The organism is Knoellia koreensis, assembly GCF_013041615.1.
Taxonomy (GTDB): Bacteria; Actinomycetota; Actinomycetes; order Actinomycetales; family Dermatophilaceae; genus Pedococcus; species Pedococcus koreensis.
Genome location: NZ_JABEPQ010000004.1, coordinates 263,863 through 289,925 on the forward strand (window position 1 = coordinate 263,863; position 26,063 = coordinate 289,925).

Sequence of the window (26,063 nt, forward strand, 5' to 3'; positions counted from 1 at the left end):
GGGCCGGGAAAGGGCGGGCGGGACGGGCAATCAGCGCCAGTGGCACCTTCGGACTCCGCACTACTGGCCAAACGGACTAGCCGCTCCCGGCGCGGCGTCGACCCCTCGGACCAGCGACCCAGTATGGCCGCGATGACGGCCCGTGGGGAGGGGCAATCGGGTGAATTCGGGCGCCACTACGCGGCATACGACATCGGTATGCCGCCGGGTGCGGTCAGTCGTCGCGGTTGTCGCTCGTTTGGCGTCCAGACAGACGCCACGTGCCCCGGGCAATGAGGTCGACCAGCTCGCGACGCTCCTCGGGCGTCAGCGTGCGCACACGTTCGGCGCGCTCGGTCGACTCGGTCATGTCATCACGGTACGTACCGTTCGCCCGCTTCGCCCGACGTGATCCGGCGCACGGGCGCGAACCCACCCGAACAGACGAGCCGACTCCGGCCGAACCTACTTGTCTCGTACGAGGCCGACGAGCAGGTCGAGGTTCTCCTCGACCAGTCGCCGCAGATTGGCCCCGGGCTCCCTGGCCCACTGGTCGAAGGCGACTCCGAATGCCGCGACAGCCGCCTGGGCTGCCATGGCTGCGGGCCGCTGCCCCACCCCCCGCTCGTGCAGTGCCGTCGCGAGCGCCGTGGACAATCGCGCCAGCTTCATCGTCTCGCGCTCGAGCAGTGCCGGGTTCGCGGCGATGACGTGGTGCCGGCGTCGGGCGAAGTCGGCCCGTTCGGACAGCAAGGCGACGGCGACGTCCAGGGCGTCGTCCAGTGCCCTGCGGGGAGACGCCTCCAGTGGGGCCGCGCGCAGCGCCGCGACCATCTTCTGCTCGAGGGTGTCGGAGCCGGCGAACAGGACCTCGGGCTTGTCCGGGAAGTGGCGGAAGAAGGTGCGGGACGTGAGCCCGGCCCGCGCGGCGATCTGGGCCACCGTCGTCGCTTCATAGCCGGTGGTCGCGAAGAGCTCGAGGGCCGCCTCGCGCAGACGGCCGCCGGCATCGGGCTCCCAACGACTCATGCCGCGATCCTAAGCGATGACACAGTGTGTCATCGCCTCTGTTACGCTGGCATGACACATTGTGACATCACGAGGAGTGGTTGGTATGCGCGTATTCATCACCGGCGGCACGGGCCTGATCGGGTCGGCAGTCGTTCGCGAGCTGCTCGGGCACGGCCACGCGGTCACCGCACTGGCCCGCTCGGAGCAGTCGGCAGACGCGGTCCGGTCGGCTGGCGCCGAGCCTGTTCGAGGTGCGTTGGCCGACGTGGACGTGGTCCGTGAGGCGGCCGGGCGAGCGGACGGGGTCATCCACCTCGCCTTCCGGAACGACTTCAGCAGCGCGGAGGCGCTCGCCGCGGGCATCACCGAGGAGGCCGGGGCGGTCAGGGCGATCGGCGAGGCGCTGGTCGGCACCGACCGCCCGTTCGTCGTCTGCTCCGGGACACCGGCGGTCCCCGGGCGCAGCGCGACGGAGACCGACCCCCTCGTCATCGAGGGCCCGGTCGCCGCACGCGGCCGATCGGTCATGGCGGCGCTCGACCTGGCGCACCAAGGCGTGCGCGTGTCGGCGGTGCGCCTCCCCCGGACCGTCCACAACCACGGCACCGGCGGGTTCGCGGGCCTGCTGACCAACCTGGCCCGTGAGTCCGGTGTCGCCGGCTACCCGGGCGATGGTCAGCAGCGGTGGCCCGCGGTCCACGCGGCCGACGCGGCCGCGCTCTTCCGCCTCGCGCTCGAGTCGGCGCCCGCCGGGTCGACCTGGCACGCCGTGGCCGACGAGGGCGTCGCAGTCCGCGACATCGCGGCCGTGATCGGCCGTCGACTCGGCCTGCCCGTCCGGGAACTGCCAGCGGATGGCTACGGCCCCCTGGGCCCGGTGTTCGCCGCGGACCAGCCGGCGTCGAGCGCGATGACTCGCGAAGGCCTCGGCTGGAACCCGACGCACCCGAGCCTGCTCGACGACCTGGAGAACATCGAGCGCTGAGGTCGGTCAGAGGCGTCGACCCGGTCGTGGGAAGCCGAAACGCCCTCGACCGGAGTCGAGGGCGTTCGCTGAGCCGCCTAAGGGAATCGAACCCTTGACCTATTCCTTTCGGTTCGCGACGAAAGCACTGCCCCGAACGCCGTGGGTCCCGCCGCGAACATCGACGCTGACCTGCACAAACACTGGTTCGACGTTCACCGCGACCCCCGAATGTCGTCGGCTCAATCACGGACATTCTCGGTTCAATCATGGCATCGAACATGTACTTCTATGGATGCCCCGGCCATTCCCAGGCTGCCCCGGCGGCAGCCGAAGAGGATCCACCCGCGGGCTATCGTGCGTCAAGATGCTGGCCCCAACGCCGACTCAGGCTGTGAGTGGGTGAGGGTTTCGCGGGCCAGCGTGGACCAGTGAATCCGGGCGTGGCGCACGGGTGGGTTCACTGCTGCCCTCGGCCCGGCATGTCAAGCCGTCCACTCCGGCGGCTGAGAATGACAAGCTATTTTGGCCCCACTGTGATGACTTGGATTCCAGCGAACGACGCAACACTCAGGTGAGTGAAGGGCGTCATGGAGGAGCAGTCCTCACGTCGCAGGGTGCCGGGACCGGCGCCGATGTCGAGGCAGCGGGAGGAGTATGCCAGGCTCGTCGCGCGGGGGGTGAGCAATGCGGAAGCCTGCCGGATCGTGGGGGTCAACCGGCGGACTGGGACACGGTGGCGGTACGGGCACACCGTCCCAGACAGGGACGGGAGCGTGCGGCAGTATCCGGCCATGGTCACTGTGACTTTGGAGGGGCCAGCACGCTCGGCGAGGTACCTGTCCGAGCAGGAGCGGGGGGTGATCGCGGACCGTCGGCGCGCCGGGGAGTCGATGCGCTCGATCGCCCGTGAGCTCGGCCGTGACGTGTCGACGGTCAGTCGTGAGCTGGGCCGCAACGGGGATGAGCAGGGACGCTACCGCCCGTCGGCGGCGCACCGGTTGGCGAGCGCGCGGCTCGCCCGGCCGAGGTACCGGCAGATCGCCGTGGACCGGTCGCTGGCCCACCCTCCGAGAGACTCAGGACGGTTCACACATCGTTACGGAACCGCATCCCCGCCCATGTCAGCCCACCTTTGGGCCCACCAACCCCGTTGCGAACAGGCGTGGCACCCGGTTGAACGCCAACGAGCCCCCAGCGGGCCGCCGTGTACGCCAGCGAGATCATGCCCCCGTCTGCCCTGCCCGAACGGCTCGAAGGTAAGCGGTGGAGCGGTCCTGGGGTCATGCCGGAAAGTCCAGACTCACTCCCGCCTGTCACGTCTTGACGCGGTCGAGCGCTTGAGCGATCCAGTCCAGCCGATTGAGCGGTGCGAGAGCGTAGTGGTAGAAGTCCACTCGGCTCAGTCCCGCTTCCGCCGCGACTGCGACCTTCTCGGCCAGGTTCCCGGGGTCAGTGCAGTCCGGCGCCATCGGCCGTAGCGCCATGGACGTGGGGTGATCACCGAGAAGAGGCCGGTAGGCGTCGACGACGTCCCGGAGCTCCTGGGCCGTGCCTCGGTAGCCGAGGATCCCGAACTCGTCCACCTTCTTGGCTGTGGCGGCTGGATCGATTCCCAGTCGGCTCGACAGCAGCCTCGGTGACTCGTCCGCCCCAAGACCCTTCATCACGTGCGGCATCGCCCCGCCGTGGTCGATGAAGGTCATCGAGACGTCCTGGCTGCTCGCGACGTCCTGAACCCGGGCCGCGATGTCGGTGACGACCGACTCACGGTGCCGGGTGTAGGCGTTCAAGGTCTCGACGAAGGTGCGGTCCCCCGGGCCGTCGGGGCGCTCGTCGGTGAACGCCCGGTGCAGGACGGTCCTCACGCCCTGGCTCAGGCTCTCGACATCGATCCCTGCCTCCGCCGCCCCACTCGTGCAGTGCGCGCAGAAGCACAGGCCGAGCAGCGCACGCTCGGCGGCGTCGAGCTCGACGAAGCACCGCTCGTGGTGGTCGCCGTGCTCGAACGGGCGATAGTGGAGCGCCTCGACCAACAGGCGTTGGATGGGATAGCGGCATACGTCCGCGGTGAGCGCCAGGAAGTAGTCCTGGACCTGAGGGTTCGCCGGGCACAGATCACCGAAGATCCGGTCGCCGAACGCGTTCTGGGTCGTCGACGTCGGGTTCGCGAAGCTGATCCGCGAGTTGTGGGTGTAGATCGTCCACGCCTGCACGTCCAGGCCGATGTGCTCGGCGCGGGAGCAGAGCTCCGCGAGCAGGTCCCGGCCGCCCGCGTCCGTCGCGACCGGGGGCACGTGACCCTCCGGATACAGCGACGGCCGCGGCTGGAACCACGCCACGTCACCCTCGTGCCGGTAGACCGTGCGCCGGGGGTTGTGCGGCAAGACGTCCCGCGCATCGTGGTAGGTCGCCGACAGCGACACCGCGTCGACACCGGCGCGGTCCCGCAGGTTGCCCAGGACGGTGTCGATCCCCTCGTCGACCAGGTCGACACCGAAGACGAACATCGAGGACTTCACGCCGCACCGCCCTTCCTGTGGCGCAGCACCCGTCCGGCGACCGCTCCCGTGTCCTCGCCTCCGTCGATGACGACCTTGCCGTTGACGACGACGAGCTCGACGCCGGCGCTGAAGCGGTGAGGCGTGTCGAAGGTCGCGTTGTCAATCACGCGGTTCGGGTCGAAGAGGACCAGGTCGGCGGCGTAACCGGGCTTGAGGAGTCCACGGTCCGACAGGCCCAGGCGGCGAGCAGGGAGGCTCGTCATCTTGCGGATCGCCTCAGGTAGGTCGAGGACGTGCTCCTCACGGACGTACTCGCCAAGCACCCTCGCGAAGGTCCCGTAGCTGCGCGGATGCGGTCGGCCGCCCGCCTCCGGGCTGAGGGTCCAGCCGTCACTCGCGATCGCCGTCTCGGGGTGGCGCATGATCCGGCGGAGGTTCTCCTCCGACTGCCCGTGCACGATGGTGAGCACGTCGCCGCCAGCCGCGTGCAGCATGTCGAGGGCGGTGTCGACCGCCGCCTGCCGCCGGTCGATCGCAACGTCGCTGAGCTTCCACCCGACGTACTTGGCGAACGGGCCGGGCGGCGTCTCCGCGATGACGATCGTGTCCGGCTCGAAGACCCGCAGCCCGCGCAGCAGGTCCGCGGGCCCCTGCGCCGCGATGGTCTCGCGGATCCGTGCGCGCTCCTCGGGGTGCGACAGCCTGGCCTGCATCGCCGCGACACCACCTTCGAGGGCCCAGCGCGGCAGCACGACGGCCAGCCCGGTGCTCCCGGCGGTGTAGGGATACTGGTCGAGCGCGACGTCCTGGCCTGCGTCGAGGGCCGCGTCGATCAAGGCCAGGGTGTCCGACACCTTGGGCCAGTTGTCCTTGCCCATGATCTTGTGGTGGCTGATCTGGACCGGCAGGCCGGCAGCCAGGCCGATCTGGAGCGCCTCAGCAACCGCCTCGACCACCGTTGTGGCCTCGCTGCGGATGTGCGTCGAGTAGAAGCCGCCCTCCTCCGCGACCACCGACGCCAGCGCGATCAGCTCGTCGGTCGACGCAGCGCTCGCCGGGGCGTACGTCAGGCCGCTCGACATTCCGAACGCGCCGGCGCGCATCGCATCCCGGACGTCGTCCTGCATGCGCGCGAGCTGGCTCTCGTCGGGCTTCGACCCGTCGAAACCCATCGTGGCGATCCGGACGCTGCCGTGGCCCACCTGTACGGCCACGTTGCTCGACAGGGGCAGCGCCTCGAGAAGGTCGAGGTACTCCTCGGCTGTATGCCAGGAACCCCACGGCAGTCCGGCGTCGAGGAACCCGACGTACTCCTCGAGGAGGTCCTGGTGCTCCCGGTTGACCGGAAACGGCGAGAACCCGCAGTTGCCCGTCAGCTGGGTCGTCACGCCCTGCCTGACCATGGAGTGCGCGCGGGGGTACCGGGGCAGCGTGAAGTCCGAGTGCGTGTGCAGGTCGATGAAGCCGGGGCTGACCACCAGTCCCTCCGCTTCCACGACGCGGCGGGCCGGCCGGCCGGACGGCTCCCCCACGCTCCGGATGCGCCCCTCGGAGACCGTGATGTCACCCTCGTATGCCGCTGAGCCAGTTCCGTCGACGATGAGCGCTCCGCGGATCCACAGGTCGTCAGTCATCGTCGACCACGGCCGTGGCGCTCACCTCGACGAGCACTCCGGGCCGCAACCCGCAGTAGATCGTCGTACGCGCGGGGAACGGCTCGTCGAAGTATTCGGCGTAGGCCGCATTGAACTCCCCAAAGTGGTCGAGCTCCGTGAGGTAGGCGTTCACGGCGATGACGTCGCCCAGCCCTGAGCCCACGGACTCGAGGGCACCCCGAAGGTTGTCGAGGGCCAGCCGCGTCTGCGCCGTGACGCCCTCCACCAGGGAGCGGTCGGGCAGGTAGCCGCACTGGCCGGCGATGGCCACGGTCGATCCGATGCGGACGGCGTGGGAGTAGGGGCCGCCCGGAGCGGGCCCCTCGACCGGTGTGCCCGAACGTCGCGACACGAGCGTCTCCTTCTCTAGAAGTACGTGAGGACGCCACCGGTGACGGTCAGGTCCTCGTCGATGAGTGGAATGAGCGGCGCTCGGTCGAACGCGGCGCACGGGTGGGACAGCCCGAAGGCGACGATGTCGCCCGGTTCCAGCGACACCGACTCGGGAACGGTGAGGAAGGCATGCTGGTCCATCAGCTTCGTGACCGACGCTCCGGTGAGGTCGAAAACCTCGCCGTCTGCTCGGTGCACGCGCAGGGGGATCGGCAGTTCGACGTCGTAGGGAAGGTCCCGCTTGCCCGAGCCGACGATCACCTGGGTCGGCTCCGGGCGAGAGAGCACGACGCCCCACGCCTCGAGGGCGTTCTCGAGGCACAGGTCCTCGGAGGGGGCTCGCCTTCCATCCAGAGGTGACAGCCGCTGGTAGCGGCCGTGGTCGTGGGAGACGTAGCAGCCGCTGCGCAGCACGACGCGCACCTGCGGCTGGTCCGGCCAGGATCCGAGGATCTCCACGACCCGGTCGAAAAAGACGCTGCCGCCCGCGGTCACGAGGAACTCCTCGGTCGGGCTGGGGGCGCGCTGCTCGAGGATCTGCTGCACGACGTCCCTCACCGAGCCCAGGAGCCGGTCGACAGCGGCGATGTCGTCGGGTGAGGCCGAGGAGGCCGCGAGCCCCTCAAAGGTCTCCACTCCCGCGAGGCGAAGCGTCGACGCGTCGACGACCGCGCCCGAGACGGCGAGCGCCTCGGAGACCGAGCGCGTCCCGGTGCGGCCGCCCGCCAGGCCGAGCTCGACGAGGACGTTGAGGCGGCGCGACCCCAGCCGGTCGTGCAGGACCTCGTCCATCGCTGCGACGGTGTCGACGCTGTCAACGAGGCAGTAGAAGTCGAAGTCCTCGTCCTGCGAGAGCTCCGCAGCAACCCACTCCAGGGCTTGGCGCTCGACGAGCTCGTTGGCCAGGAACACTCGTTGCACGCCGAAGCGGCGCATCACCTGCACCTGGCCCGGCGTCCCGGCCGTAATCCCCCAGGCTCCGGCGTCGAGCTGCCGCTGGAAGAGCTGCGGGCTCATCGTCGTCTTGCCGTGCGGGGCCAGGGACACACCGCGCCGCCGGCAGTACTCCGCCATGGTCTCGATGTTGTGCGTCAGCGCCTCCGCCCGAAGGGTCGTCACGGGAAGCGACAGGTCGCCCCTGGCAACGTTCCAGCCGCGGCTGCCCAACTCCCGCAGCGGCAGGGACTCGCCGAGCGGGACTCCCTTATAGCGGAAGTCGAGGACCTCCGACTCGATGTCGTCGAGATTCACTCCGCCCCCTCCCCGGCGCCAGCCCGCCGGACCGGGTTGCCGAGCGTCCCGATGCCTGCGATGCGGCACTCCACCTCGTCGCCGTGGTTGATGACGACGGCGCCCGGGGTGCCGGTGGAGATGATGTCTCCCGGGAAGAGCGGCATCACCTGGCTGTGGAAGCTGACGAGCATCTCCGGGGAGAAGGTCATGTTCGCGACGTGGTTGCTGCGGTGGACGCGGCCGTTGTGCACCGTCTCCACCTCGATGTCGGCGAGCGAGTTGAAGGTCGTCAGGACCTCGTCGAGCGGGACGAGCTGCGGGCCGAACGAGAAGAAGCCGGGGAAGTTCTTCGAGCGGGTCAGGAACCTCGGGTTGCGCTGGAGGATGTCCTCGGCGGTTTGGTCGAGGATCGGGACGACGCCCCAGACGTAGTCGAGGGCCTCCGCCTCCGACACGTTCCGGCAGTAGCGGCCGATGACGACGCCGACCTCCGCCTCGGCGGTCACGCGCTCGCTCTGGGCCGGGAGCGGGATGGGATCGCCTGGGCCAATGATCGTGTGGCTGCCCTTGACGAAGGAGGCCGGCTCGTCCGGGACGTTCTCGGACAAGTCCCCGGCGTGGTCGACGTAGTTCAGGCCGATGCCCCAGAGCTTCGGTGGCGCGAGGTACGGCGCCGCATACGTCACCGAGTCGAGATCGATGAATGCGCTCGCGGGTCCGGAGCGGGCGGCCTCACAGGCCTGCGCGTAGACGTCCTGGTTCAGCACGGCCATGAGGTCGCCGGCGAAGCCCGGGACCAGCAGGTCCACCGGGATCGCGCCGCGGTCGGGGTCGATCAGGCAGGGCCGACGCGTCGAGTTGTGGATGATCGTGGCGAGTCGCATGAATCTCCTGTTCCTAGAACCAGAGGGCTTTGTTGACGACGTTGACCAGGGGTTCCCCTGCGACGAACCGCTCCGCGTTGCCGCGCAGCACGGCGAGGCGCCGCTCGACGATGTGCGGTCCCACGACGGCGACGTGGGGCGTGAGCATCGCCTTCGGGTGGCGCCACAGTGGGTGGTCGGGCGGCAGGGGCTCCGTCTCGAAGACGTCGAGACCGACCGCTCCGAGACGACCGGCCTCGAGTGCGTCGACGACTGCCGACAGCGACACGGTCGCGCCGCGCCCGATGTTGACGAGAATGCAGTGCGAGCGCAGCTTGGCGAGTCGCCGCTCGTTGATCAGGCCCTCGCTCTCCGGAGTGTGCGGCAGGGTGAGGACGATGATGTCGGCGTCGGGCAGGACGGCATCGAGGTCTTCGGCCGCGTGCATCTCCGCGAAGCCGCTCGGGAGGTCACGTCGCAGCGCATCGACGCCGACCACCGTCACTCCGAACGTGTGCAGCATCCTGCCGATTTCGGAGCCGATTCCCCCCACGCCGACGACAACAGCCCGTGCGCTGGGGAGGTCAAGGACGTCGGAGTCGTCGAGGTGGCGGACCCACTGCGCGTCCAGCTGCTGGCGGCAGTAGGTGTGCAGCTCCCGTGCGAGACCCAGGACCATCGCCACGGCGTGGATCGCGACGTGGTCGTTGTAGATCCCCCGGAAGTTGGTCACCTCCACCGGGTGCTCGACGAGCTCGTCGAAGAAGTACCCGGCCGGCGGTGCCGCCATGGGCGCCTGGAGCCACCTGAGCCGCGAGGCCGACGCGAGGAGCTCCGGGTCGAGGGTGCCGTATGCCGCGTCCGCCGCCGGAAGCAGGCGGAGGGCGTCCTCCCGGGACTCGGCCACCTCGACGACCAGGCCGTCGATGGTGGCGAGCTCGGCCGCCCAGGCTCGCGTGGTCTCGTCGTTCGGCGGGAGCATCACGATCCGGGCGGGGGACTCCACGGTCGGCTGACTCACTTCGCCCCTCCCAGGTCGAAGCGGTTGGTCCACTGCGACGACGAGCCGCGGAAGGCCTCGAGATTGGACTCGAAGATCTTCGCCCAGCGAGGTCCGAACGACGGGCTGTTGCCGGCCATGTGCGCCGACAGCACGACCTGGGGAAGATCCCAGAGCGGGGAGTCGGTGGGCAGCGGCTCGGGCCAGGTGACGTCGAGGCCGGCACCCCGCAGGCGCCCGTCGGTGAGGGCCTCGAGCAAAGCGCCGGTGTCGACGAGGTCCCCTCGACCGACGTTGACCAGCCAGCCGCTGCCGAGCAGCTCGAGCTCCTTGGCGCCGATGACCCCTCGGGTCTGCGGGGTCGAGGGTGCGGCGACAACCACCACGTCGGCCCACTCGAGCATCGGGTGGAGCTCGTCGGGACCCACCACGTGGGCGACCGGCCCTGAGTAGCCGACTGGCTGCCGCTTGACCCCGCGGACCTCCATGTCCCAGGCGCTCGCCCGACGGGCCACCTCCTCGCCGATGAGACCGAGCCCCACGACGAGCATGTTCTTGCCCGCGAGCTCCTCCCCGACACGCGGCGTCCACTCGTGCTGCACCATGTCACGGACCGCCGCGCCGATGTGGCGCACCGTTCCGAGCAGGAGGGCGAAGGCGTGTTCCGCCACGCAGCTCGCGTGGACGCCGTGTGCCGTGGTCAGGACGACGGACTGCTCCGCGAGGAGGTCCTTCGGGTACTGCTCGGTGCCGGCGCCTGTGCCCGCGATCCACTTCAACGAGGGTGTCAGGTAGTCGTCGCGCCAGAAGGACGTCACGAGGACCTCGGCACCGTCCTGCATCGCGGCGGCGACGTCGTCCTGATCGGCGGCGACGTGCAGGGAGATGCCGGGCACGGCTTTCAGCGCCGTGTCCACCTCGGGTGGGAACCAGGGATGGAGGACGACTCGGGTCATTGGACCAGTCCTTTCAGGCGGCAATCGGGGCACCCTTGGAGTGCTCGCCCCGGGGGTCCATGACGTCGCGGACGGCGTCGCCGACGACGTTGAAGGCGACCATGAGAAGCACGAGGGCGGCGGCGGGGGCGATGACCATCCACGGCGCGACCGTGACGAAGTTGCGCCCTTCCGAGAGCATGCTGCCCCAGTCCGCCTGCGGCGGACTGACGCCGAGCCCCAGGAAGGCGAGAGACGCGTAAGCCAGCTGCGCTGTGGAGACGCTGAGGGCCGCGAGCACGAGGACCGACGGCATGACGTTCGGGACGACGTGGCGAAGAAGCATCCGCACCACTGGCACGCCGGCAAGCCGTGCCGCGTCGAGGAACTCGCTGTGCTTGACCTGAAGCGTCGCGGAGCGCGCGATCCGGCCGAAGCGAGGGATGTACACCAGGGCGATGGCGAGGGAGGCGTTGATCAGGCCGGGGCCGAGCACGGCGCTCACGATGACGGCGAGCAGCAGGGTCGGGAAGGCGAACAGCACGTCCTGTGCGCGGGTGATCAGCAGGTCGAGGAACCCGCCGGCATAGCCGGCGATGACACCGATGATCAAGCCGATGATGGCCGCGACACCGACGGAGACGGTGGCCACGATGAGGGCGATCTTCGCTCCGTCCATGACCCTGCTCAGCACGTCGCGACCGAGGTCGTCCGTGCCGAGCCAGTGCTCGGCGGAGGGCGGCGAGAAGCTCGCCACGACGTTTCCGGCGATCGGGTCGAAGGGCTGGATCAGCGACCCGAGGGCGGCGACGACACCGAAGATGAGGATCACCGCCAGGGATGCGGCGCCGGACTTGTGGCGCAACAGCCGCGACGCGAGCTTGGGGCGGCGGCTCGTCTGGCTCGCGGGCGCCGCCACGGTTGCGGGAGTCTCGTTCATCGGGACCTCTGTCGTGGGTCGAGGACGGGGTAGAGCAGGTCGATGGCGGCGTTGACCACGACGAAGACCGCGGCGAACACCATGGTGATCGCGGTGACGGAGGGGTAGTCGCGGTTGTTGATCGCATCGAGCATCCCCCGGCCGAGGCCGGGCAGGCTGAAGATCTGCTCGACGACGAGCAGGCCGCCCATCATCACGCCGAACTGGAAGCCGAGGAATGTGACGACGGGAGGCAGTGCGTTGCGCAATGCGTGGACGTAGTGGACCCTGCGCCGCTTCACGCCCACGGCGCGGGCCGTGGTGATGTACGGGTCGCTGAGGACCTCTAGGGTCGCCGAGCGGGTCATCTGCATGGTCATAGCCGCAAAAGGCAGCGTGATCGTCGCGACCGGCAGCGCCATCGAGCGCAGGTTGCCGACGAGGTCCTGCTGCCACGGCACGTAGGTGACGTTGAACAGGTCCGGGGCGAACGCCGACGCGAACAGGAGCAGCAGGATCCCGACGACGAAGACCGGCACCGAGAACATCACGAGGAGGCTGGCGCGCATCGCCGCGTCCACCCAGCCCTTGTTACTGACCGCGGCCTTGATCCCCACGGGCACACCGATCACGGTCGAGGTCACCAGGCAGAGCAGAGCGAGCTCCAAGGACACCGGGAACTGCTGCGCGATGTCCGCCGACACCTCACGGGCGGTGATGGGCGACGTGCCGAAGTCGCCGGTCACCGCGTTACCCAGCCAGTTCAGGTACTGGACGATGAGCGGCTGGTCGAGGCCGAGCTCCCGGCGCACGCGCTCGAACTGCTCGGGGGTGGCACCCTCGTGGCCAACGATCACGCTGGCGAGGTCTCCGGGGATCAGCGAGCCCAAGAAGAAGACCAACATGGACACGACCAGCAGGACGCCGAAGAGGCTGGCCAGCCGGGTCAGGGCAGGCCGGATCATGAGGCTCCCTCCAATGCTGTTGTGGCAGTCGCGATCCCGGCGAAGTGGCAAGCGACGTAGTGCCCATCCTGTGCGGGACGCAGGGCCGGCTTCTCGTCAGCGCACTTCTGCTCGGCGTACGGACACCTGGTCCGGAAACGACAACCGCTGGGCGGGTTCAGGGGACTTGGGACGTCCCCTGTCAGCCCGACCTCGACCCTGGACTGCTCGATCTCCGGATCGGGCAGGAGGGCCGCTCGACGCAACGCCACGGAGTAGGGGTGAAGCGGCCTCGCGGCGAACTCCACGGCCGTCGCGGACTCGACCACCTCGCCGAGGTACATGACGACAACCCGGTGGCTGATGGCCTGGACGGCCGCGAGGTCGTGACTGATGAAGAGGTAGGCCGTACCGAGCCGGTCCTGCAGATCGACGAGCAGGTTGAGGATCTGGGCCTGGAGCGAGATGTCCAGCGAGGCCACCGACTCGTCGTGCACGACCAGCGCCGGGTTGGAGATCATCGCCCTCGCAATGGCCGCCCGCTGCTGCTGCCCGCCTGACATCTCGTGCGGCATACGATCGGCCATCTCAGGCTTCAGGCCCACGAGGGATAGCGTCTCCTCGACCTTCGCGCGGATGCCAGGGGCGCGCAGCACCTGGAGCGGCTCCGCCACGGCGTCGCCCACGGTGCGGCGGGGATTCATGGATCCGGTCGGGTTCTGAAAGACCATCTGCATGCGACGCCGGCGCTCGGCGCCTTCCTTGCCCCTGGCCCAGATGTCCCCGCCCTCCACGAGCACGGAACCGCTGGTGGGTTTGGTCAGGCCCACGACTAGCCGGGCCACCGTGGACTTGCCGCAGCCGGACTCCCCAACGACACCGACGGTCTCGCCGGCGTTGACGGTAAAAGAGACCCCGTCCACGGCGCGGAGCATCTGGGCCGGCCCTCGACCGCGGACCGGAAAGTGCTTGACGAGGTCGTTGACCTGTAGGAGGGGGGTGGGCGTGGCGCCCCGGTCCGGTGTCATCAGGCCACTCCTCGGACGGTGAGGTCGGCAACGCTGCCCCCCAGCTCCTGCACCCGCAGGCAGCGGGTCTTGTGGGCGCTCTCGACCTCCACCAAGGCGGGCCGGTCGCTCAAGCAGGCGTCCACGACATAGGGGCACCGGTCGGCAAAGCGGCAGCCAGAGGGAGGTGCAGCCATGTCGGGCGGGAATCCCGTCATCGTGGGAACCTTCCCCCGTCCGTGGTCTGCTCTCGGGATGGATCGCAGCAGGCCGGAGGTGTAGGGATGTTTCGGGGCGCTGAAGAGCGTGCGCACCAGCGCCTCCTCGACGATCTCGCCCGCATACATGACCGCGACGCGGTCGCACATTCTCGCGATGACGCCCATGTTGTGGGTGATGAGGAGAAGGGCCGTGCCGTGTTCGCGGGTGAGGCGCTTCATCAGGTTGAGGACCTGGGCCTGGATGGTGACGTCCAGCGCGGTCGTGGGCTCGTCCGCGATCAGCAGGCGGGGCTCGTTGATCATGCCCATGGCGATGACGACGCGTTGGCGCATCCCGCCCGACATCTGGTGCGGGTAGGTGTCGAGCTGACGTGCTGGGTCGGGCATGCCCACGGCGGCGAGCGCCTGCTCGACCCTGCGCTGGAGCTCCTCTGGGTCGCGGACCCCGTGCGCTCGCAGCGCCTCCATCAGCTGCCAGCCGACCGTGAACGAGGGGTTCAGTGCGGTCATCGGGTTCTGGAAGACCATCCCGGCGATGGATCCGCGTACGCGCCGGAGCTCTTCGCCCTCCAGGGCGAGAACGTCCTGGCCGGCAAGCTCGATCCGGCCCGACTCGATCCGCCCCGGAGCAGCGACGAGCCGGAGGATCGACATGGCGGTGACGCTCTTGCCGGAGCCGGACTCGCCGACCAGACCCAGCGTCTCGCCCTCGCGCACGTCGAAGGACACACCGTCCACGGCCCTGACGGTCCCGCGGCGCGTCGGGAAGGCGGTTTGCAGGTCAGTCACCGTGAGGACGTTCGCCCTGGTCTCGGGTCCGGCGTCGGCCGGGTTCAACCGCTCCACGGTTGCACCTCCTTGTGGCAGTGGAATGGCGGCGAGGGCGGTGGCTCCGCGCGGGGTGCGCGCGGAGCCACCGCGACTCGGTTACTTGACCGTCACGTCCGCCAGGAACTGGCGAGCCAGCGTCGGGTCGGGCTCGGCGCCGCTGACGCGCTCACCGAAGGCGATCATCGACATCGGGGCGGCCACCGCGATGTCCGGGAAGACCAGGTCGTTTTCCAGTTTCATCAGGGCCTGGAGGTTCGACCTGTAGTCCTCGGGCGATCCAGCGGTCGCCTTCGCCATCGCCGCGGTCACTTCCGCGGGCGTGGGGCCCTGTCGGCCCGGACGCGGCGAGAGCAGCGTCATCGGGTCTCCGTTGAAGGAGTAGACGTTGTCCATGATGTCGTACTTGGCGTTGTTCTGGTGATCGAGCCAGACGGAGTTCTGGTTGGCCTCGATCACGACCTCGATGCCTGCTTCAGCCAGCTGCGACTTCACGAGCTGGGCGAAGCGGTCGAGGTAGGTCGCGTAGCCGGCCAGGTGGTCCAGCGTGATCTTCAGGCCGTTGGCGTAGCCGGCCTTCGCCAGCAGCTCCTTGGCCTTGGCGACGTCCCGCGTCTGATGGGGAAGCTCGCTCAGCGGAAGCGCTCCGGGGAGGCTCGGCGGGATCTGCGCGCTGGGCTCCGCCTTTCCGAGGAAGGCGCCCTGCACGATCTCGTCCCGGTCGAGGGACAACGAGATCGCACGCCGGACGTCGGGGTTGTCGAACGGCTTGCGGCCACTGTTGATGTTCAGCCTCATGGTGTTGGTGCCTTTGACGCTCTCCACCTTGATCTTCGCGTTCTTCTCGAGCTGCACCGCGTTCTCCGCACTCGGGAAGATCAGGTCGACCTGGCCAGAGCTCAGCGCGGCGACCTGGGCCGACTGGTCCGGCATGTACTTGATCCGGAGCGTTCCGTAGTCGGGCAGTGCGTCCTTGTTCCAGTGCTTGTCGTTGCGGACCAGGACGAGCTCCTGGTTCGGCGTGTAGGACTGGACCTTGAACGGCCCGGTGCCGAGGACGGTCGTCTTGGGGTCGTTGCTCGAGGCGAACTTCTTGCTCAGGATGGCCGACCCGATGAAGAAGGGGCTGCCGACGTTGAGCAAGAAGCCGGCGTTGGGCTTCTTGAGCTTGAACTGCACGTGCGTCGCGTCGACGGCCTTGACCGACTCGAGGTCCGCGAACCTCGACTGCGAGTAGGGCAGACCCTTGGTGAGGAGCCGCTCGAAAGAGAACACGACGTCGTCTGCGGTGAGCGGGCTGCCGTCGGAGAACGTCACGCCGTCACGCAGGGTGAAGTCGTACGTCAGGCCGTCGTCGGAGGCCTTCCACTCGGTGGCCAGATCCGGCTGGAGCTCGCCTTGCGCGTCGACGCGGGCGAGACCGTTGTAGAGGTGCTGCCACGCGTACATCGTCGCGATCTGCGAGGACTGGATGGGGTCGAACGTCTGGGGTGGGTTCGTCTCTGCGATGGTGAGGGTCTTGTCTGCCGCGCCTCCGGTCGAACCGGGGGTCGACGGCTGGTTGCTGCATGATGCGAGCACCAGCATCGCTGCGGCGACGCCCACCACCACGCTCTTACGCAATGGGTTCATCTGCTGATTCCTCTCGTGCCTGGGCTGCCAGGGTTGGGTCGTCTTGAGGCGGGTGTGGTCACCTGAGGTGCTGGTCGCAGCCTCGGGTCGTGCCGGGACCGTTGGCGGCCACCGGTTGGTTTAGAGCGCACGGATGAGACCTCCGTCGACTCTGATCTGGGCTCCCACGACGTAGGAGGCCCGGTCGCTGCACAAGAACGCGGCCACGTCCGCGAACTCCGCGGCCCTGCCGTATCGGCCTGCCGGAATGCTCCTCTCTGACTGGGACTGGATTTCCTGGACGGACACCCCGGCGGACTCGGCGTTCCGGGCGTCCAACCCGGCTACCCGGTCGGTCGCGATCCGACCGGGGAGGATCATGTTGACGGTCACTCCGTCGGCGGCCACCTCGTTCGCCAGCGTCTTGAGGTAGCCCGCGAGGCCGGCCCGGGCGATGTTCGAGCTGGCGAGGTTGGGGATGGGCTGCTGGACCCCGCTGGAACCGATCGCGAGGATGCGACCCCAGCTGGCGGCCCGCATGGCGGGAAGCACCGCGTTGGCCAGCCTGACCTGCGCGGTGAGCAGGGTTCGAGTGGCCTGCTCGAGACGCTCGGGCGTCAGCTCACTGGCCGGTCCGGGAACCGGACCGCCACCGTTGAGCACGAGGACGTCGATCTCGCCGAAGGACTCTCGAGCCGTCATCAGGGCCGCATCGACGGTCTCCGGTCGCTCGAGGTCGAGCTCGACGCCGATCGCGCTCGGAAGGGAGCGGGCCTCCTCCTCGGCGACCCCGGCACGTCGACCGGTCAGGACGACGTTGGCTCCCTCGGACCCGAGTGCCTTGGCGATGGCAAGCCCGAGCCCGGCCGTGGATCCGACGACGAACGCCGTGCGCCCCTTCAGTCGGAGGTCCATCACATCACCCCCCGGTCGCGGAGCGGCTCGAGGTGACTGCGCAGCAGCGGGCGCAGGGCGTCGTCGATCGGGGACGCCGGCGGGCGAACCGCCGAGCTCGCGAAGATGCCACGCTCGACGAGGCTCGCCTTGCGGATGCCCAGGCCGATCTTGAGCTGCGCCTCGAAGTTCACCAGGGGAAGCCAAGGCAGGTAGGCCTCCCGGGCCGCGGCATACCCCCCGGACTCGAAGGCCTGGAGGACGTGGGCAAGCGCCTCCGGGTAGGAGAACCCAGTCATCGCACCGGCAGCCCCGGCCATCAGCTCGTCGAGGAGACCGAGCCCTCCGAGTCCGCCGAAGACCGGCACGTCGCCGACGTGGGGCACGACCTGGGCGATCGCCAGCGAGGTCGGCGGCGCCTCGGACTTGACCGCGACGACGAACGGGCAATCGCGCACTGTGGCGACCAGCTCGGTGGACGAGATCTGCACGCCGCTGGCGACGGGGTAGTCCTGCAAGACCACTCCGGCGCCGGTGGCCTCGTGTATGGCGCTGAGGTGCGGGATCAGCGAGGCGGACTCGGCCGTGTTCGCCTGCACCATGAACGAGGCCTCACGCCCAGCCGGCAGCTTCGTCTGGAGTCGGTTCGCCGTGGCGATCGCCGACTCAGTCGACAGGTCTGGCAGTCCGATGACGAGCGGTGCGCTCGAGCGTGAGCCGACGAGCTCGACCAGGCGGTCCTGTTCCTCGGTGGTCAGCCTGGACGCTTCGCCGAAGACGCCGAGCGCCACGAGCCCGACGGAGCCCGCGAGGCGATGCAGCTCCAGCTGTCGCTCCATCGAGGGTTCGTCGAGCTGTCCCTCGTCGGTGAAGGGCGTGGCGAGGACGCCCCACAATCCCTTGGCGAGTCTTTCGCGCCGCATCGGGCTCTCCTGCCTACTGATGACGAATGATGGTGTTCTGGACGGGGTTCGCACTCAGGCCGTGGGCTGCGCCTGCGCGAGGGTGTCGAGCACGGTCTGCATGACGTGCTCGACGTGGGACTCCATGGCCTGCGCAGCGCGGGGGGCGTCACCGGCCTCGATCGCCTTGGCGACATAGACGTGTTCGATGGCGCATCCGCCGGAGCCACCCGTGTCCGGGACGTCGCGCAGCCGCAGCGCCGAGGTCAGCAGCCTGAGGTCGCCGATCGCTGACTCGAGGGCCGGGTTGCCACAGCACCGCGCCACGAGCCTGTGGAACCGGGCGTCCGCCTCGCGGAAGTCCGCCGGGGTTCCCACCTCCGCGGACGTCACCGAGGTGTGAGCCAGCTCGATCAGCGTCTTCGCGTCGGCATCGGCGCGGCGGAGGGCGGCATACACAGCGGCTGAGCGCTCGAGGGCCGCTCGGAGCTCGTAGGCGTTGCGAATGGTCTCGGCAGAGGGCTCGACGACGCGCAGGCCACCCGTGGCGGCAGTGACCAGACCGACGTGGCGAAGCCGAAGCAGGGCCTCCCGCACGGGGGTCTTGCTCACCCCAAGGAGATCGGCCAGCAGGGCCTCGGACACCCGAGTGCCGGGAGCGATCTGCTTGGAGACGATCGCTTCCTGAAGCCGCTCGAGCACGAGCTCGGTGAGGCTCTCGGGCTTGGCGTTCAGGGGAGTCAGGGACGACATCGCCACGGGAAACCTCCTTGTTTCTGCGGCTCCGATATCTGATATACGGCGCACCGTACACGGTGTATGGTGCCGTCACAAGAGGTTGTTTACGACCGGTTCCACGCAGTTGCCAACGGCGGCAACGGACGGGAGAGCACATGTCAGACACCGAGCATCTGGTCCTTGTTACGGGGGCGCGGGGCCACATGGCGGCCCAGATCATCCCCGGGCTCGAGGGCAGTTACCGGCTTCGGCTCACGGATCTCCATGGGAACGGTGAGGTCCTTGCCGCCGACCTCGGGACCACCGAGCGGTCGGAGCTCATGCCGCTCTTCGAAGGGGTCGACACCGTCGTCCACCTGGGCTACAAGCACTCCGCGCCCGGGGCCAATTACGACGCCACCGTCCCGCACGTGGAGAAGTTCGAGGTCGAGTTCCTCAACATCCGCATGGTCCAGAACGTCCTCCGGTGCGCGCTCGACGCCGGCGTCCGGCGGGTCGTCGTCGCCAGCTCCAACCACGCGGCCGACTGGTACGAGAACAACCTGGTTCAGAAGGGGCTGAAGGACGTCGTCACGCCCGAGGAGTTGCCCCTCGCGGACAACTTCTACGGCTGGTCCAAGGCCAGCTACGAACACCTCGGCTTCCTCTACGCCTGCGGCTCCCTGGGCCGACCGCTCGAGGTGGTCATGGTTCGGATCGGCGCCCCGCGCGACCTCGACCCCGACATGTACTCGGCGTCCGAGCCCCCTGCGCCACAACCCGGCCCGAACTTTCCGATCGGCCTCGCCCGCTACAAGCGCGACCTCGGCGCGTGGATCTCCGAGGACGACGTGCGCCAGCTCTTCGCCCGCTGCGTCGACGCCCCGGACATCCGGAACGAGCACGGCGTTCCGTGGCAGGTGGTCTACGGCATCAGCGACAACACCCGGGCGTTCTGGTCGCTGGGCTCTGCCCGTCGCGTCCTCGGGTACGCACCGCAGGACGACTCAGAGGTCCGCTACCAAGAGGACATCCGGCGCCTGCTCGGAGACTCTGGCAAGCCCCGGGCCGGGAAGCTGGGCGTCTGATGCCCGATCTCGAGCTGTTCGACTGCAACAGCTTCATCGGTCAGGTCTCTGTCCCACGGTTCTACCCGCAGCGGGTCACCGCCTCGGCGCTCCGCTCCGAGTTCGACCGCATCGGCGTCGCGGGCGGCCTCGTCACCCACGTCGCCGCTCGCGAGTACTCCCCCATCCTCGGCAACGACCTGCTTCGCGACGAGCTCTCCGACGACCCTGGGCTGACTCCCTGCCTAACCCTGCTGCCCACGGGCACCGGGGAGCTCTGGGCGGCCGAGAACCTGCTGGACGAGCTGCGCCAGCGAGGAGCACGAGCCGTCCGACTCTTTCCCTCGGCGACCATCCATCGGTATCCGTTGGACCGCCGCGTGATCGGCGATTTGCTCGGCGTCCTCGAAACCACCCGGGTGCCGGTCCTGGTCGACTTCGACCTCGGCCGCCGAGACGAGGCCGACTGGCGAGCCCTCTACGACCTCGCCGAGGCGTTCCCCGAGCTGCCGCTCGTCGTCGTGCGACCCGGAGGCCGCAGCGACCGCGGCCTCTACCCATTCCTCCGAAACTACCCCAACACGCACATCGAAACCGGCGGGTACTGGGTGCACCACGGACTGGAGCGAATCAGCGACACCTTCGGGGCCGACCGGCTCGTCTTCGGCTCGGGCTTCCCCTACTGGAGCCTCTCCGGCGCGGCGTACCACGTGGCGACCGCAGGCGTCTCCCCGGAGGAGAAGCAGCTGATCGGCTCCGGAAACCTGCGACGACTGCTGGAAGGCGCACACGTATGACGCTCTACCGGTCCTTCGAGAAGACCACGCCCATCATCGACGGGCACGCCCACATGGGCGCCTTTCGCAACTTCCATGTCCCCCGAAACGACGCGCAGGGAATGGTCGAGAGGTTCGACGAGGTCGGGATCGACGTCGCCTGCGTCAGCCACCACGCCGGCATCTCCGCCGACTTCCGCTACGGCAACACCCAGGTCCTCGAGGCCGTCCAGCGGTTTCCCGACCGGCTCATCGGCTTCTGCGTCGTCAACCCGAACTACCCGGACGAGTCCGCCGCCGAGATCGAGCGGTGTTTCGCCTCAGGCGGATTCCGAGGCTTCAAGGTCCATCCCGAGCTGCACGGCGACTATCCCCTCGACGGTCCCGGCTACGAGGAGATGTGGCGCTACGCCGACGCGAACCGGCTGCCTGTCCTCTCCCACAGCTATGCGGGGGGTGACTCTCTCAAGACGTTCGAGGACGTGGCGAAGCGCTATCCCGGGGCCTCGGTCATGCTCGGCCACGCCGGCCTCGACCTCGGACTGGACAACGCGGCACGCCTCGTCGAGAGGACCGAGAACATCTACCTCGACATGACGGCCATGCAACGACACTGCGGGGCGGTCGAGCTCCTTGCCTCGCGAGTCGATCCCGCCCGTCTGACCTGGGGCTCCGACAGCCCCTTCATCGACCCCGGCCCCATCCTCGGCGCGGTGGCCCTGGCCGACATCCCCGCCGACGTCCGCTCCGCGATCCTCTACGACAACCTCGCCCGGCTGCTCCGGATCACCGTCCGGGACGGCCGCATCGAGGATTCGGCATGAGGATCCTCCGTGTCCATGCCGTCCCTGTCCGGGTCCCCCGGGCTCGCGTGTCCCGGAGTGCCTTCGGGGTCCGCGACGCGACCGAGGCGGGCATCGTCTTCGTGGAGACCGATGAGGGAGTCACCGGTTTCGGCGAGATCAGCCTCATCTGGTGGCGGCAGGGAAGCGGACTCTGCGCAGACGTCAACCGCCTCCTGGCGCCCCTGCTCGAAGGCCAGGACCCGGCGCGGGTCGCGGCCCTCATGCGCCGCCTGCGCGAGGCGTTGCCGTCGTCCCACGACGCGCCGGCGATCGCGGCCGTCGAGATGGCGCTGTACGACGTGCTCGGCAGGTCGCTCGGCGTGCCGGTCCACCTGCTCCTCGGTGGCGCCGTCCGGGACTCGATCGAGCTCAGCATCTCCTTGCACATGGCCGACCCGGCCGTGATGGCCTCGGAGGCCGCCGAGTGGGCCGAACGCGGCTTCCGGACCATGAAGGTCAAGATGGGACGCGACTGGGCAACCGACCTCAAGGCGCTCGCTGCGGTCCGCGACGGGGCCGGGGACGAGGTGACCCTTCGGATCGACGTCAACGAGGGATGGACCTCCGTCCCGCTGGCGGTGCGGCGCCTGCGGGAGGTGGCGGACATCGGCGTCGACCTCGTCGAACAGCCGCTGCCGGCCAACGACCTCGAAGGACTCGCGGAGCTGCGCTCGAGGTCGGACGTCCCCGTGGCCGTCGACGAGTCCGTTTGGGGCCCGGAGGACGCCCTGCGCGTGGTGAAGGCCCGCGCCGCCGACACGATCAACCTCTATGTGAGCGAGGCCGGCGGTCTGCAGCGGGCACGCCAGGTCGCGGAGCTCGCCGAGACCGCGGGTCTGACGTACTGGATCGGCAGCATGCCGGAGCTCGGCCTCGGCACCGCGGCCATCGCCCACCTCGCTGCCGCCCTGCCCGGCCTCTCCCTCGCCAGCGACGCCTGCGGCTTCATCTACCACGCCGCCGACGTCCTGACCGAGCCCCTGGCGGTGGCAGACGGACGAATCCGCGTCCCCACCGGCCCCGGCCTCGGTGTCGAGCTCGATCGGGCGGCCGTCGAACACTTCCGAATCAAGGAGTGACCGTGCAGATCAGAGAAAACAGCCTGGCCGGCTGGACCCGCGAGGACGGGGCCCAGCGGGCCGCCCAGACCATCGCCGTACTCCCCGTGGGAGCTCTCGAGCAGCACGGTCCCCACCTACCCCTGGCGACGGACGCACTCCTCGCCGAGCACATTGCGTACGCGGCGACGGCCGAGCTCCCGGGCTTCGTCGTGGCCCCCACGGTGTCCTATGGCTGCAGCCACCACCACCTCCCCTACGGGGCCACGGCCTCGCTCCAGACATCCTCCCTGCTCGCTGCCCTGGTCGACCTCACAGAGACCCTCCTCGCCAGCGCCTTCGCCGGAGTCTTCATCCTCAACGGCCACGGCGGCAACGCCGAGGTCGTGCAACTGACTGCGCGCGACGTGTCCCTCACCAGACAGGCCTTTGTGGCTGGAGGGTCCTACTTCCAGATCGCTGCGAAGGACCTGCGCAAGGTCGGGGCACTCGACGTCGGCGAGATGCCCGGTCACGCCGGGGCGTTCGAGACCTCCCTCATGCTGGCCGCATTCCCCGAACTCGTGAGACCGCTGTCCGGGGAACCGGCCTCCCCACCCCCCGGAGGGTGGCCCACCGGCCGCTCGTACCGGCTCGGCAGCCCGGGCCCGTTCCGCCCGCCGCGCGGGTACAGCGACAGTCCCCAAGGAGCCTCAGCAGAAGCGGGCCAGGCCTTCCTGGAGGTCTGCATCGAAGCCGTCCGCGAGGCGCTGCTCGACTTCGGAACGGTCGCCCGTGACCGCGATTGAGTTGGCGCTCGAGGATGGCCGAGTCGGCTGGCGACCGAGGCCGGTGAGGCCTTCGGATGGAGGAGGCGGAGCCACTGCGTTGGGGTACATTTCAGCGGTGACACCACAGGGACTCGCGCCGATCGGCGACAAGCCGGACAGCCTCACCGACATCGTCTTCCAGGCCATCCGCGACGCAGTCGTCACGAAGGCGCTGCCCCCGGGCGGGGCCGTCAGTGAGGCCAAGCTCGCCGCCCAGCTCAATGTCAGCAAGACACCCGTCCGCGAGGCCCTGCTCCGCCTCCGCCACGTCGGTCTTGTCGAGCGCGACGGCCGCGGCCTGCGCGTCGCACGGCTCTCACCCGACGCCATCCGGAACGCCTACGAGCTGCGCAGCAGCCTGGAGCAGGCCAGCGCGCGGTACGCGACCATCCGAGCGACCAAGGCGGAGCGCGCCAAGATCCTCGAGCTCGCGCAGGCCTCGCTCTCCGCAGCCGACCAAGGCGACGGGCACGGTTTCCGGACCCGCGACGACGAGTTCCATCGCGCGGTCGCCACGGCCTGCGGCAACGCGCTCCTGCGCGAGTCTGTCGAGGACGCCCTCATGCTGACAGCGGCCCTGAGGGCCCGCGACGTTCCCCCGAGTGGCGACTCGATCGAGTGCGCCTGGGAGCACGTCCGAATCGCGGAGGCGCTGCGGGATGGCGACGCCGCCCTGGCCGCTCGCGGCATGGCCGAGCACGTCGAGCACGTGCTGCAGATTGTGCTGAGGCAGCTGAACTCGGCGACCACTGCGGCGGAACAAATGACCCCCCAGCCCAGCTGACCGTCCCCGCTTCCAGCCATACGATCGCCAAGCGACCTAGCAGATGCAGGTGGACGCGGCCGTGGACGAAGCACTCGCCGGAAGAACGCGACCGCGTCGGGAGGGATGGGGGACCCGGCTCGCGGTGAGCGCGAGTGCGGCGCTCGCGGCATACGTCATCGCGGTGAATCTCTTCGTCGCCTCCCGCGGGCTCGACCGCACGGACGAGGGGATGTACCTCAACGCCATCCGCCACCCCGGGGACGACGTGGCCACCGTGCTGCTGTTCGGCTACGTCTATCACCCTGCGTATGCCGCGCTCGGCGGGGACATTGTCCGGCTGCGCTGGTTCGGCATGCTCCTGACCGTCGTCGTGGGCGCGGTCTCGGCGTGGGCGCTGCTCGGCCTACCGCGGCTCGTCGGGCGCCTGATGTCGCGCGGGGCGCGGGTCGTGCTGGCAGGGGTGATCGGCGCGACGGGCCTGTTCGTCTACCTGTCGATGCCGCTCAGCCCGGGCTACAACTCGCTCGCGCTCCAAGCTCTCCTCGTCGTGGCGACCGGGCTGGGTCTGGCGATGTTCGGCGGCGGCTGGCGCGCTGGGGTCGGGTGGGGGCTCATCGGTGTTGGCGGCTGGCTGGTCTTCCTGGCCAAGCCGACCTCGGCGGCCGCCGTCGCCGGGCTGCTCGTCGTCGTGGCGCTCGTGAACGTCGGGCGGTGGCTTCACGGACTGCCCTGGGCGGTGCTCGGGCTGGGTCTGGCCGCAGCGCCCCTGCTGCTGACGACGTCGGTCGGCAGTCTCTACGAGCGGATCGTGGCCGGCGCGGAGGTCTCGCGCGCGAACGGGAGCCACGACGAGCTGATCCGGTGGGACGCCTTCCTCGACGACCGCGCGTTCGCCTTCCCGGCGGTGGCGGTCGTCGGGCTCGTCGCTCTCGGCATCTCGTTCGCGCACCTGCGGCTGCCGGCGTGGCTGGCCTGGCCGCCTCTTCTGCTGGCTGTCGCGGTCGCGGGCTTCGCGAGCTGGTGGTGGATCCGCACCGACCAGACGCCGCTGGTCATCGCGCACGCCCCCACGATGTCGCTGGCCCTGCTCGCCCTGCCCGTCCTGGCTGTCCTCCCCAGGTGGGCGGCGCCCGTCAGGGGTGTCGCCGGTGGGCGTTCGCGGGAGCGCGTCGCCGTCGGCTCGTTCGTCGTCTTCCTCGTGCTCCTGCCGCTGACCGCCGCGTTCGGGTCGAACAACAACCTGTGGGTTGCCCAGGGGCGCATGACGGTCTTCTGGGTCCTCGCGACAACGCTGCTGTTGGTCCGTCGCTCGACCCTGCTCGGCACGATCCCCGCGCTGGCCACCCAACTGCTGCTCGCGGCATACATGGTCGGGGCCGTGCTCAGCCCCTATCGCTACCCGTCGGCGCTGGCGGCCGAGACCCCGGCGCAGCTGACGGCGTCTGGCGCGACCGGTCGATTGACGGCCGAAGACACTCGACACCTGGGCGAGCTGCTCGCGCTCGGGTCACGCCTGGGGATCGACGACGACACGTGGATCCTCGACCTGACCGGGGAGAACCCCGGACTCATCCACTCCCTTGGCGCTCGCGCAGTGGGGCAGGCGTGGATCCTCGGCGGTTACCCGCGCAGCGCGGCCGGTGCCGAGCTCGTGCTGCGGCTCGACGCGTGCCGGCTGCGGACCGCCCTGGTGATGGACGCGCCCGAGGGGCCTCGGCGGCTCGACCCGTCGGTGCTCGAGGCGGTCGGGCTCTCGCTCGAGCGGGACTACGAGGAGGTCGGGACGTTCCAGTGGATGCGCTGGGAAGGCTCGACGCAGTCGGCGCGCTTCATCCCGGGAAGGATCCTGCAACCCAAGGAGGAGCTGCGGGTGGTCGGGTGTTCGGAGCAGCACTAGCCACGACGACGAGGTCGCGGACTACTCAGACGTCGCCTGGCACCGCGCCCTACATGCCGCTGTTCGCGCCGCACAGGTCTCAGGTGGAAGCCGATGGTATAGGCCGATCAACTCTCGGTGGGTTTGGGCCAGTCCTCAATCGAGCTCGCGGAGGCGCGCCCGGGTCGTTCGTAACGATCCACCGCTTGGCGACGCGCTCGTCGGGCAACACGTCGGCCAGATTCTCCAACTCGACCGGGTCGTGGACCCCCTGCTTCCGCTCCGC

25 protein-coding genes and 1 pseudogene are annotated in these 26,063 nt (G+C 69.3%); 9 read left to right on the forward strand and 17 right to left on the reverse strand.

What is annotated here, in order from left to right:
* Positions 1-214 precede the first annotated feature (214 nt).
* Complete coding sequence (locus HJG52_RS21400; RefSeq protein WP_277352175.1) at positions 215-349, reverse strand: hypothetical protein; 135 nt, start codon at positions 347-349, stop codon at positions 215-217.
* A gap of 95 nt (positions 350-444) precedes the next feature.
* Positions 445-1,008, reverse strand: coding sequence for a TetR/AcrR family transcriptional regulator (locus tag HJG52_RS17030; RefSeq protein WP_171244811.1), 564 nt, complete (start codon positions 1,006-1,008; stop codon positions 445-447).
* Between the two features lie 85 nt (positions 1,009-1,093).
* Here HJG52_RS17030 and HJG52_RS17035 point away from each other — a divergent pair, with 85 nt between their 5' ends.
* Together HJG52_RS17035 and HJG52_RS21910 are read left to right on the forward strand one after the other, a co-directional pair.
* Positions 1,094-1,975 carry an SDR family oxidoreductase gene (locus HJG52_RS17035; RefSeq protein ID WP_171244812.1) on the forward strand — a complete coding sequence of 294 codons (882 nt, stop codon included), beginning with the start codon at positions 1,094-1,096 and terminating at the stop codon, positions 1,973-1,975.
* Positions 1,976-2,748: 773 nt separating this feature from the next.
* A pseudogene (locus HJG52_RS21910) lies at positions 2,749-2,901 on the forward strand (helix-turn-helix domain-containing protein); the annotation flags it as partial.
* Positions 2,902-3,270: 369 nt separating this feature from the next.
* On the opposite strand, the gene HJG52_RS21010 reads toward HJG52_RS21910, so the two are convergent.
* From HJG52_RS21010 to HJG52_RS17110, 15 genes are all read right to left on the reverse strand, one after another.
* Positions 3,271-4,476, reverse strand: a complete 1,206-nt coding sequence (locus tag HJG52_RS21010; protein WP_240978124.1) for a family 10 glycosylhydrolase — start codon at positions 4,474-4,476, stop codon at positions 3,271-3,273.
* The gene (locus HJG52_RS17045; RefSeq protein WP_171244814.1) at positions 4,473-6,092 is read right to left on the reverse strand and encodes an N-acyl-D-amino-acid deacylase family protein; all 1,620 of its coding nucleotides are present in this window, start codon (positions 6,090-6,092) and stop codon (positions 4,473-4,475) included. The genes HJG52_RS21010 and HJG52_RS17045 overlap by 4 nt, the downstream gene beginning before the upstream one ends.
* Positions 6,085-6,465: a Rid family hydrolase gene (locus HJG52_RS17050; RefSeq protein WP_171244815.1), complete on the reverse strand. Its 381-nt coding sequence runs from the start codon at positions 6,463-6,465 to the stop codon at positions 6,085-6,087. Before HJG52_RS17050 ends, HJG52_RS17045 begins: the two co-directional genes overlap by 8 nt.
* Positions 6,466-6,479: 14 nt before the next feature.
* Positions 6,480-7,757 (reverse strand): type III PLP-dependent enzyme domain-containing protein, encoded by a 1,278-nt coding sequence (locus tag HJG52_RS21755; protein ID WP_171244816.1) that lies wholly within the window; start codon positions 7,755-7,757, stop codon positions 6,480-6,482.
* On the reverse strand, positions 7,754-8,623 hold the full coding sequence (locus tag HJG52_RS17060) for a fumarylacetoacetate hydrolase family protein (protein WP_171244817.1): 870 nt from the start codon (positions 8,621-8,623) through the stop codon (positions 7,754-7,756). The genes HJG52_RS21755 and HJG52_RS17060 overlap by 4 nt, the downstream gene beginning before the upstream one ends.
* 13 nt (positions 8,624-8,636) lie before the next feature.
* Positions 8,637-9,623: an NAD(P)-dependent oxidoreductase gene (locus HJG52_RS17065; protein WP_206071000.1), complete on the reverse strand. Its 987-nt coding sequence runs from the start codon at positions 9,621-9,623 to the stop codon at positions 8,637-8,639.
* Complete coding sequence (locus HJG52_RS17070) at positions 9,620-10,558, reverse strand: D-2-hydroxyacid dehydrogenase (RefSeq protein WP_171244818.1); 939 nt, start codon at positions 10,556-10,558, stop codon at positions 9,620-9,622. Before HJG52_RS17070 ends, HJG52_RS17065 begins: the two co-directional genes overlap by 4 nt.
* Before the next feature lie 13 nt (positions 10,559-10,571).
* Complete coding sequence (locus HJG52_RS17075) at positions 10,572-11,477, reverse strand: ABC transporter permease (RefSeq protein ID WP_171244819.1); 906 nt, start codon at positions 11,475-11,477, stop codon at positions 10,572-10,574.
* Positions 11,474-12,421, reverse strand: coding sequence for an ABC transporter permease (locus tag HJG52_RS17080; RefSeq protein WP_171244820.1), 948 nt, complete (start codon positions 12,419-12,421; stop codon positions 11,474-11,476). The genes HJG52_RS17075 and HJG52_RS17080 overlap by 4 nt, the downstream gene beginning before the upstream one ends.
* The gene (locus HJG52_RS17085; protein ID WP_171244821.1) at positions 12,418-13,428 is read right to left on the reverse strand and encodes an ABC transporter ATP-binding protein; all 1,011 of its coding nucleotides are present in this window, start codon (positions 13,426-13,428) and stop codon (positions 12,418-12,420) included. The genes HJG52_RS17080 and HJG52_RS17085 overlap by 4 nt, the downstream gene beginning before the upstream one ends.
* On the reverse strand, positions 13,428-14,474 hold the full coding sequence (locus tag HJG52_RS17090) for an ABC transporter ATP-binding protein (protein WP_346767812.1): 1,047 nt from the start codon (positions 14,472-14,474) through the stop codon (positions 13,428-13,430). Before HJG52_RS17090 ends, HJG52_RS17085 begins: the two co-directional genes overlap by 1 nt.
* Before the next feature lie 81 nt (positions 14,475-14,555).
* Positions 14,556-16,088, reverse strand: coding sequence for an ABC transporter substrate-binding protein (locus HJG52_RS17095; protein ID WP_171244822.1), 1,533 nt, complete (start codon positions 16,086-16,088; stop codon positions 14,556-14,558).
* Between the two features lie 120 nt (positions 16,089-16,208).
* Positions 16,209-16,982: an SDR family oxidoreductase gene (locus HJG52_RS17100; protein ID WP_171244823.1), complete on the reverse strand. Its 774-nt coding sequence runs from the start codon at positions 16,980-16,982 to the stop codon at positions 16,209-16,211.
* Positions 16,982-17,884, reverse strand: coding sequence for a dihydrodipicolinate synthase family protein (locus HJG52_RS17105; RefSeq protein WP_171244824.1), 903 nt, complete (start codon positions 17,882-17,884; stop codon positions 16,982-16,984). The genes HJG52_RS17100 and HJG52_RS17105 overlap by 1 nt, the downstream gene beginning before the upstream one ends.
* A 54-nt stretch (positions 17,885-17,938) precedes the next feature.
* Positions 17,939-18,616 (reverse strand): GntR family transcriptional regulator, encoded by a 678-nt coding sequence (locus tag HJG52_RS17110; RefSeq protein WP_240978174.1) that lies wholly within the window; start codon positions 18,614-18,616, stop codon positions 17,939-17,941.
* Positions 18,617-18,756: 140 nt separating this feature from the next.
* Here HJG52_RS17110 and HJG52_RS17115 point away from each other — a divergent pair, with 140 nt between their 5' ends.
* The 7 genes from HJG52_RS17115 (at position 18,757) to HJG52_RS17145 (ending at position 25,798) form a co-directional block, all read left to right on the forward strand.
* Positions 18,757-19,668, forward strand: coding sequence for an NAD-dependent epimerase/dehydratase family protein (locus HJG52_RS17115; RefSeq protein ID WP_171244826.1), 912 nt, complete (start codon positions 18,757-18,759; stop codon positions 19,666-19,668).
* Complete coding sequence (locus tag HJG52_RS17120; protein WP_171244827.1) at positions 19,668-20,444, forward strand: amidohydrolase family protein; 777 nt, start codon at positions 19,668-19,670, stop codon at positions 20,442-20,444. The genes HJG52_RS17115 and HJG52_RS17120 overlap by 1 nt, the downstream gene beginning before the upstream one ends.
* A complete protein-coding gene (locus HJG52_RS17125) occupies positions 20,441-21,247 on the forward strand; it encodes an amidohydrolase family protein (RefSeq protein ID WP_171244828.1) in 807 nt (268 codons plus the stop codon). The genes HJG52_RS17120 and HJG52_RS17125 overlap by 4 nt, the downstream gene beginning before the upstream one ends.
* Positions 21,244-22,347 (forward strand): mandelate racemase/muconate lactonizing enzyme family protein, encoded by a 1,104-nt coding sequence (locus HJG52_RS17130; RefSeq protein WP_171244829.1) that lies wholly within the window; start codon positions 21,244-21,246, stop codon positions 22,345-22,347. The genes HJG52_RS17125 and HJG52_RS17130 overlap by 4 nt, the downstream gene beginning before the upstream one ends.
* Before the next feature lie 2 nt (positions 22,348-22,349).
* Positions 22,350-23,114: a creatininase family protein gene (locus HJG52_RS17135; RefSeq protein WP_171244830.1), complete on the forward strand. Its 765-nt coding sequence runs from the start codon at positions 22,350-22,352 to the stop codon at positions 23,112-23,114.
* Between the two features lie 97 nt (positions 23,115-23,211).
* Entirely contained in the window at positions 23,212-23,919 is a 708-nt protein-coding gene (locus HJG52_RS17140; protein ID WP_171244831.1) for an FCD domain-containing protein, read from the forward strand.
* 124 nt (positions 23,920-24,043) lie between these two features.
* Positions 24,044-25,798 (forward strand): hypothetical protein, encoded by a 1,755-nt coding sequence (locus HJG52_RS17145; protein ID WP_171244832.1) that lies wholly within the window; start codon positions 24,044-24,046, stop codon positions 25,796-25,798.
* Positions 25,799-26,063: the final 265 nt, after the last annotated feature.

What these genes read in the sequence shown, in the direction of transcription:
- HJG52_RS21400 (WP_277352175.1), bottom strand. Translation starts at nt 349, where the DNA reads ATGACCGAGTCGACCGAGCGCGCCGAACGTGTGCGCACGCTGACGCCC.
- HJG52_RS17030 (WP_171244811.1), bottom strand. Translation starts at nt 1,008, where the DNA reads ATGAGTCGTTGGGAGCCCGATGCCGGCGGCCGTCTGCGCGAGGCGGCC.
- HJG52_RS17035 (WP_171244812.1), top strand. Translation starts at nt 1,094, where the DNA reads ATGCGCGTATTCATCACCGGCGGCACGGGCCTGATCGGGTCGGCAGTC.
- HJG52_RS17045 (WP_171244814.1), bottom strand. Translation starts at nt 6,092, where the DNA reads ATGACTGACGACCTGTGGATCCGCGGAGCGCTCATCGTCGACGGAACT.
- HJG52_RS17060 (WP_171244817.1), bottom strand. Translation starts at nt 8,623, where the DNA reads ATGCGACTCGCCACGATCATCCACAACTCGACGCGTCGGCCCTGCCTG.
- HJG52_RS17070 (WP_171244818.1), bottom strand. Translation starts at nt 10,558, where the DNA reads ATGACCCGAGTCGTCCTCCATCCCTGGTTCCCACCCGAGGTGGACACG.
- HJG52_RS17075 (WP_171244819.1), bottom strand. Translation starts at nt 11,477, where the DNA reads ATGAACGAGACTCCCGCAACCGTGGCGGCGCCCGCGAGCCAGACGAGC.
- HJG52_RS17080 (WP_171244820.1), bottom strand. Translation starts at nt 12,421, where the DNA reads ATGATCCGGCCTGCCCTGACCCGGCTGGCCAGCCTCTTCGGCGTCCTG.
- HJG52_RS17085 (WP_171244821.1), bottom strand. Translation starts at nt 13,428, where the DNA reads ATGACACCGGACCGGGGCGCCACGCCCACCCCCCTCCTACAGGTCAAC.
- HJG52_RS17095 (WP_171244822.1), bottom strand. Translation starts at nt 16,088, where the DNA reads ATGAACCCATTGCGTAAGAGCGTGGTGGTGGGCGTCGCCGCAGCGATG.
- HJG52_RS17100 (WP_171244823.1), bottom strand. Translation starts at nt 16,982, where the DNA reads ATGGACCTCCGACTGAAGGGGCGCACGGCGTTCGTCGTCGGATCCACG.
- HJG52_RS17105 (WP_171244824.1), bottom strand. Translation starts at nt 17,884, where the DNA reads ATGCGGCGCGAAAGACTCGCCAAGGGATTGTGGGGCGTCCTCGCCACG.
- HJG52_RS17110 (WP_240978174.1), bottom strand. Translation starts at nt 18,616, where the DNA reads ATGTCGTCCCTGACTCCCCTGAACGCCAAGCCCGAGAGCCTCACCGAG.
- HJG52_RS17115 (WP_171244826.1), top strand. Translation starts at nt 18,757, where the DNA reads ATGTCAGACACCGAGCATCTGGTCCTTGTTACGGGGGCGCGGGGCCAC.
- HJG52_RS17120 (WP_171244827.1), top strand. Translation starts at nt 19,668, where the DNA reads ATGCCCGATCTCGAGCTGTTCGACTGCAACAGCTTCATCGGTCAGGTC.
- HJG52_RS17125 (WP_171244828.1), top strand. Translation starts at nt 20,441, where the DNA reads ATGACGCTCTACCGGTCCTTCGAGAAGACCACGCCCATCATCGACGGG.
- HJG52_RS17130 (WP_171244829.1), top strand. Translation starts at nt 21,244, where the DNA reads ATGAGGATCCTCCGTGTCCATGCCGTCCCTGTCCGGGTCCCCCGGGCT.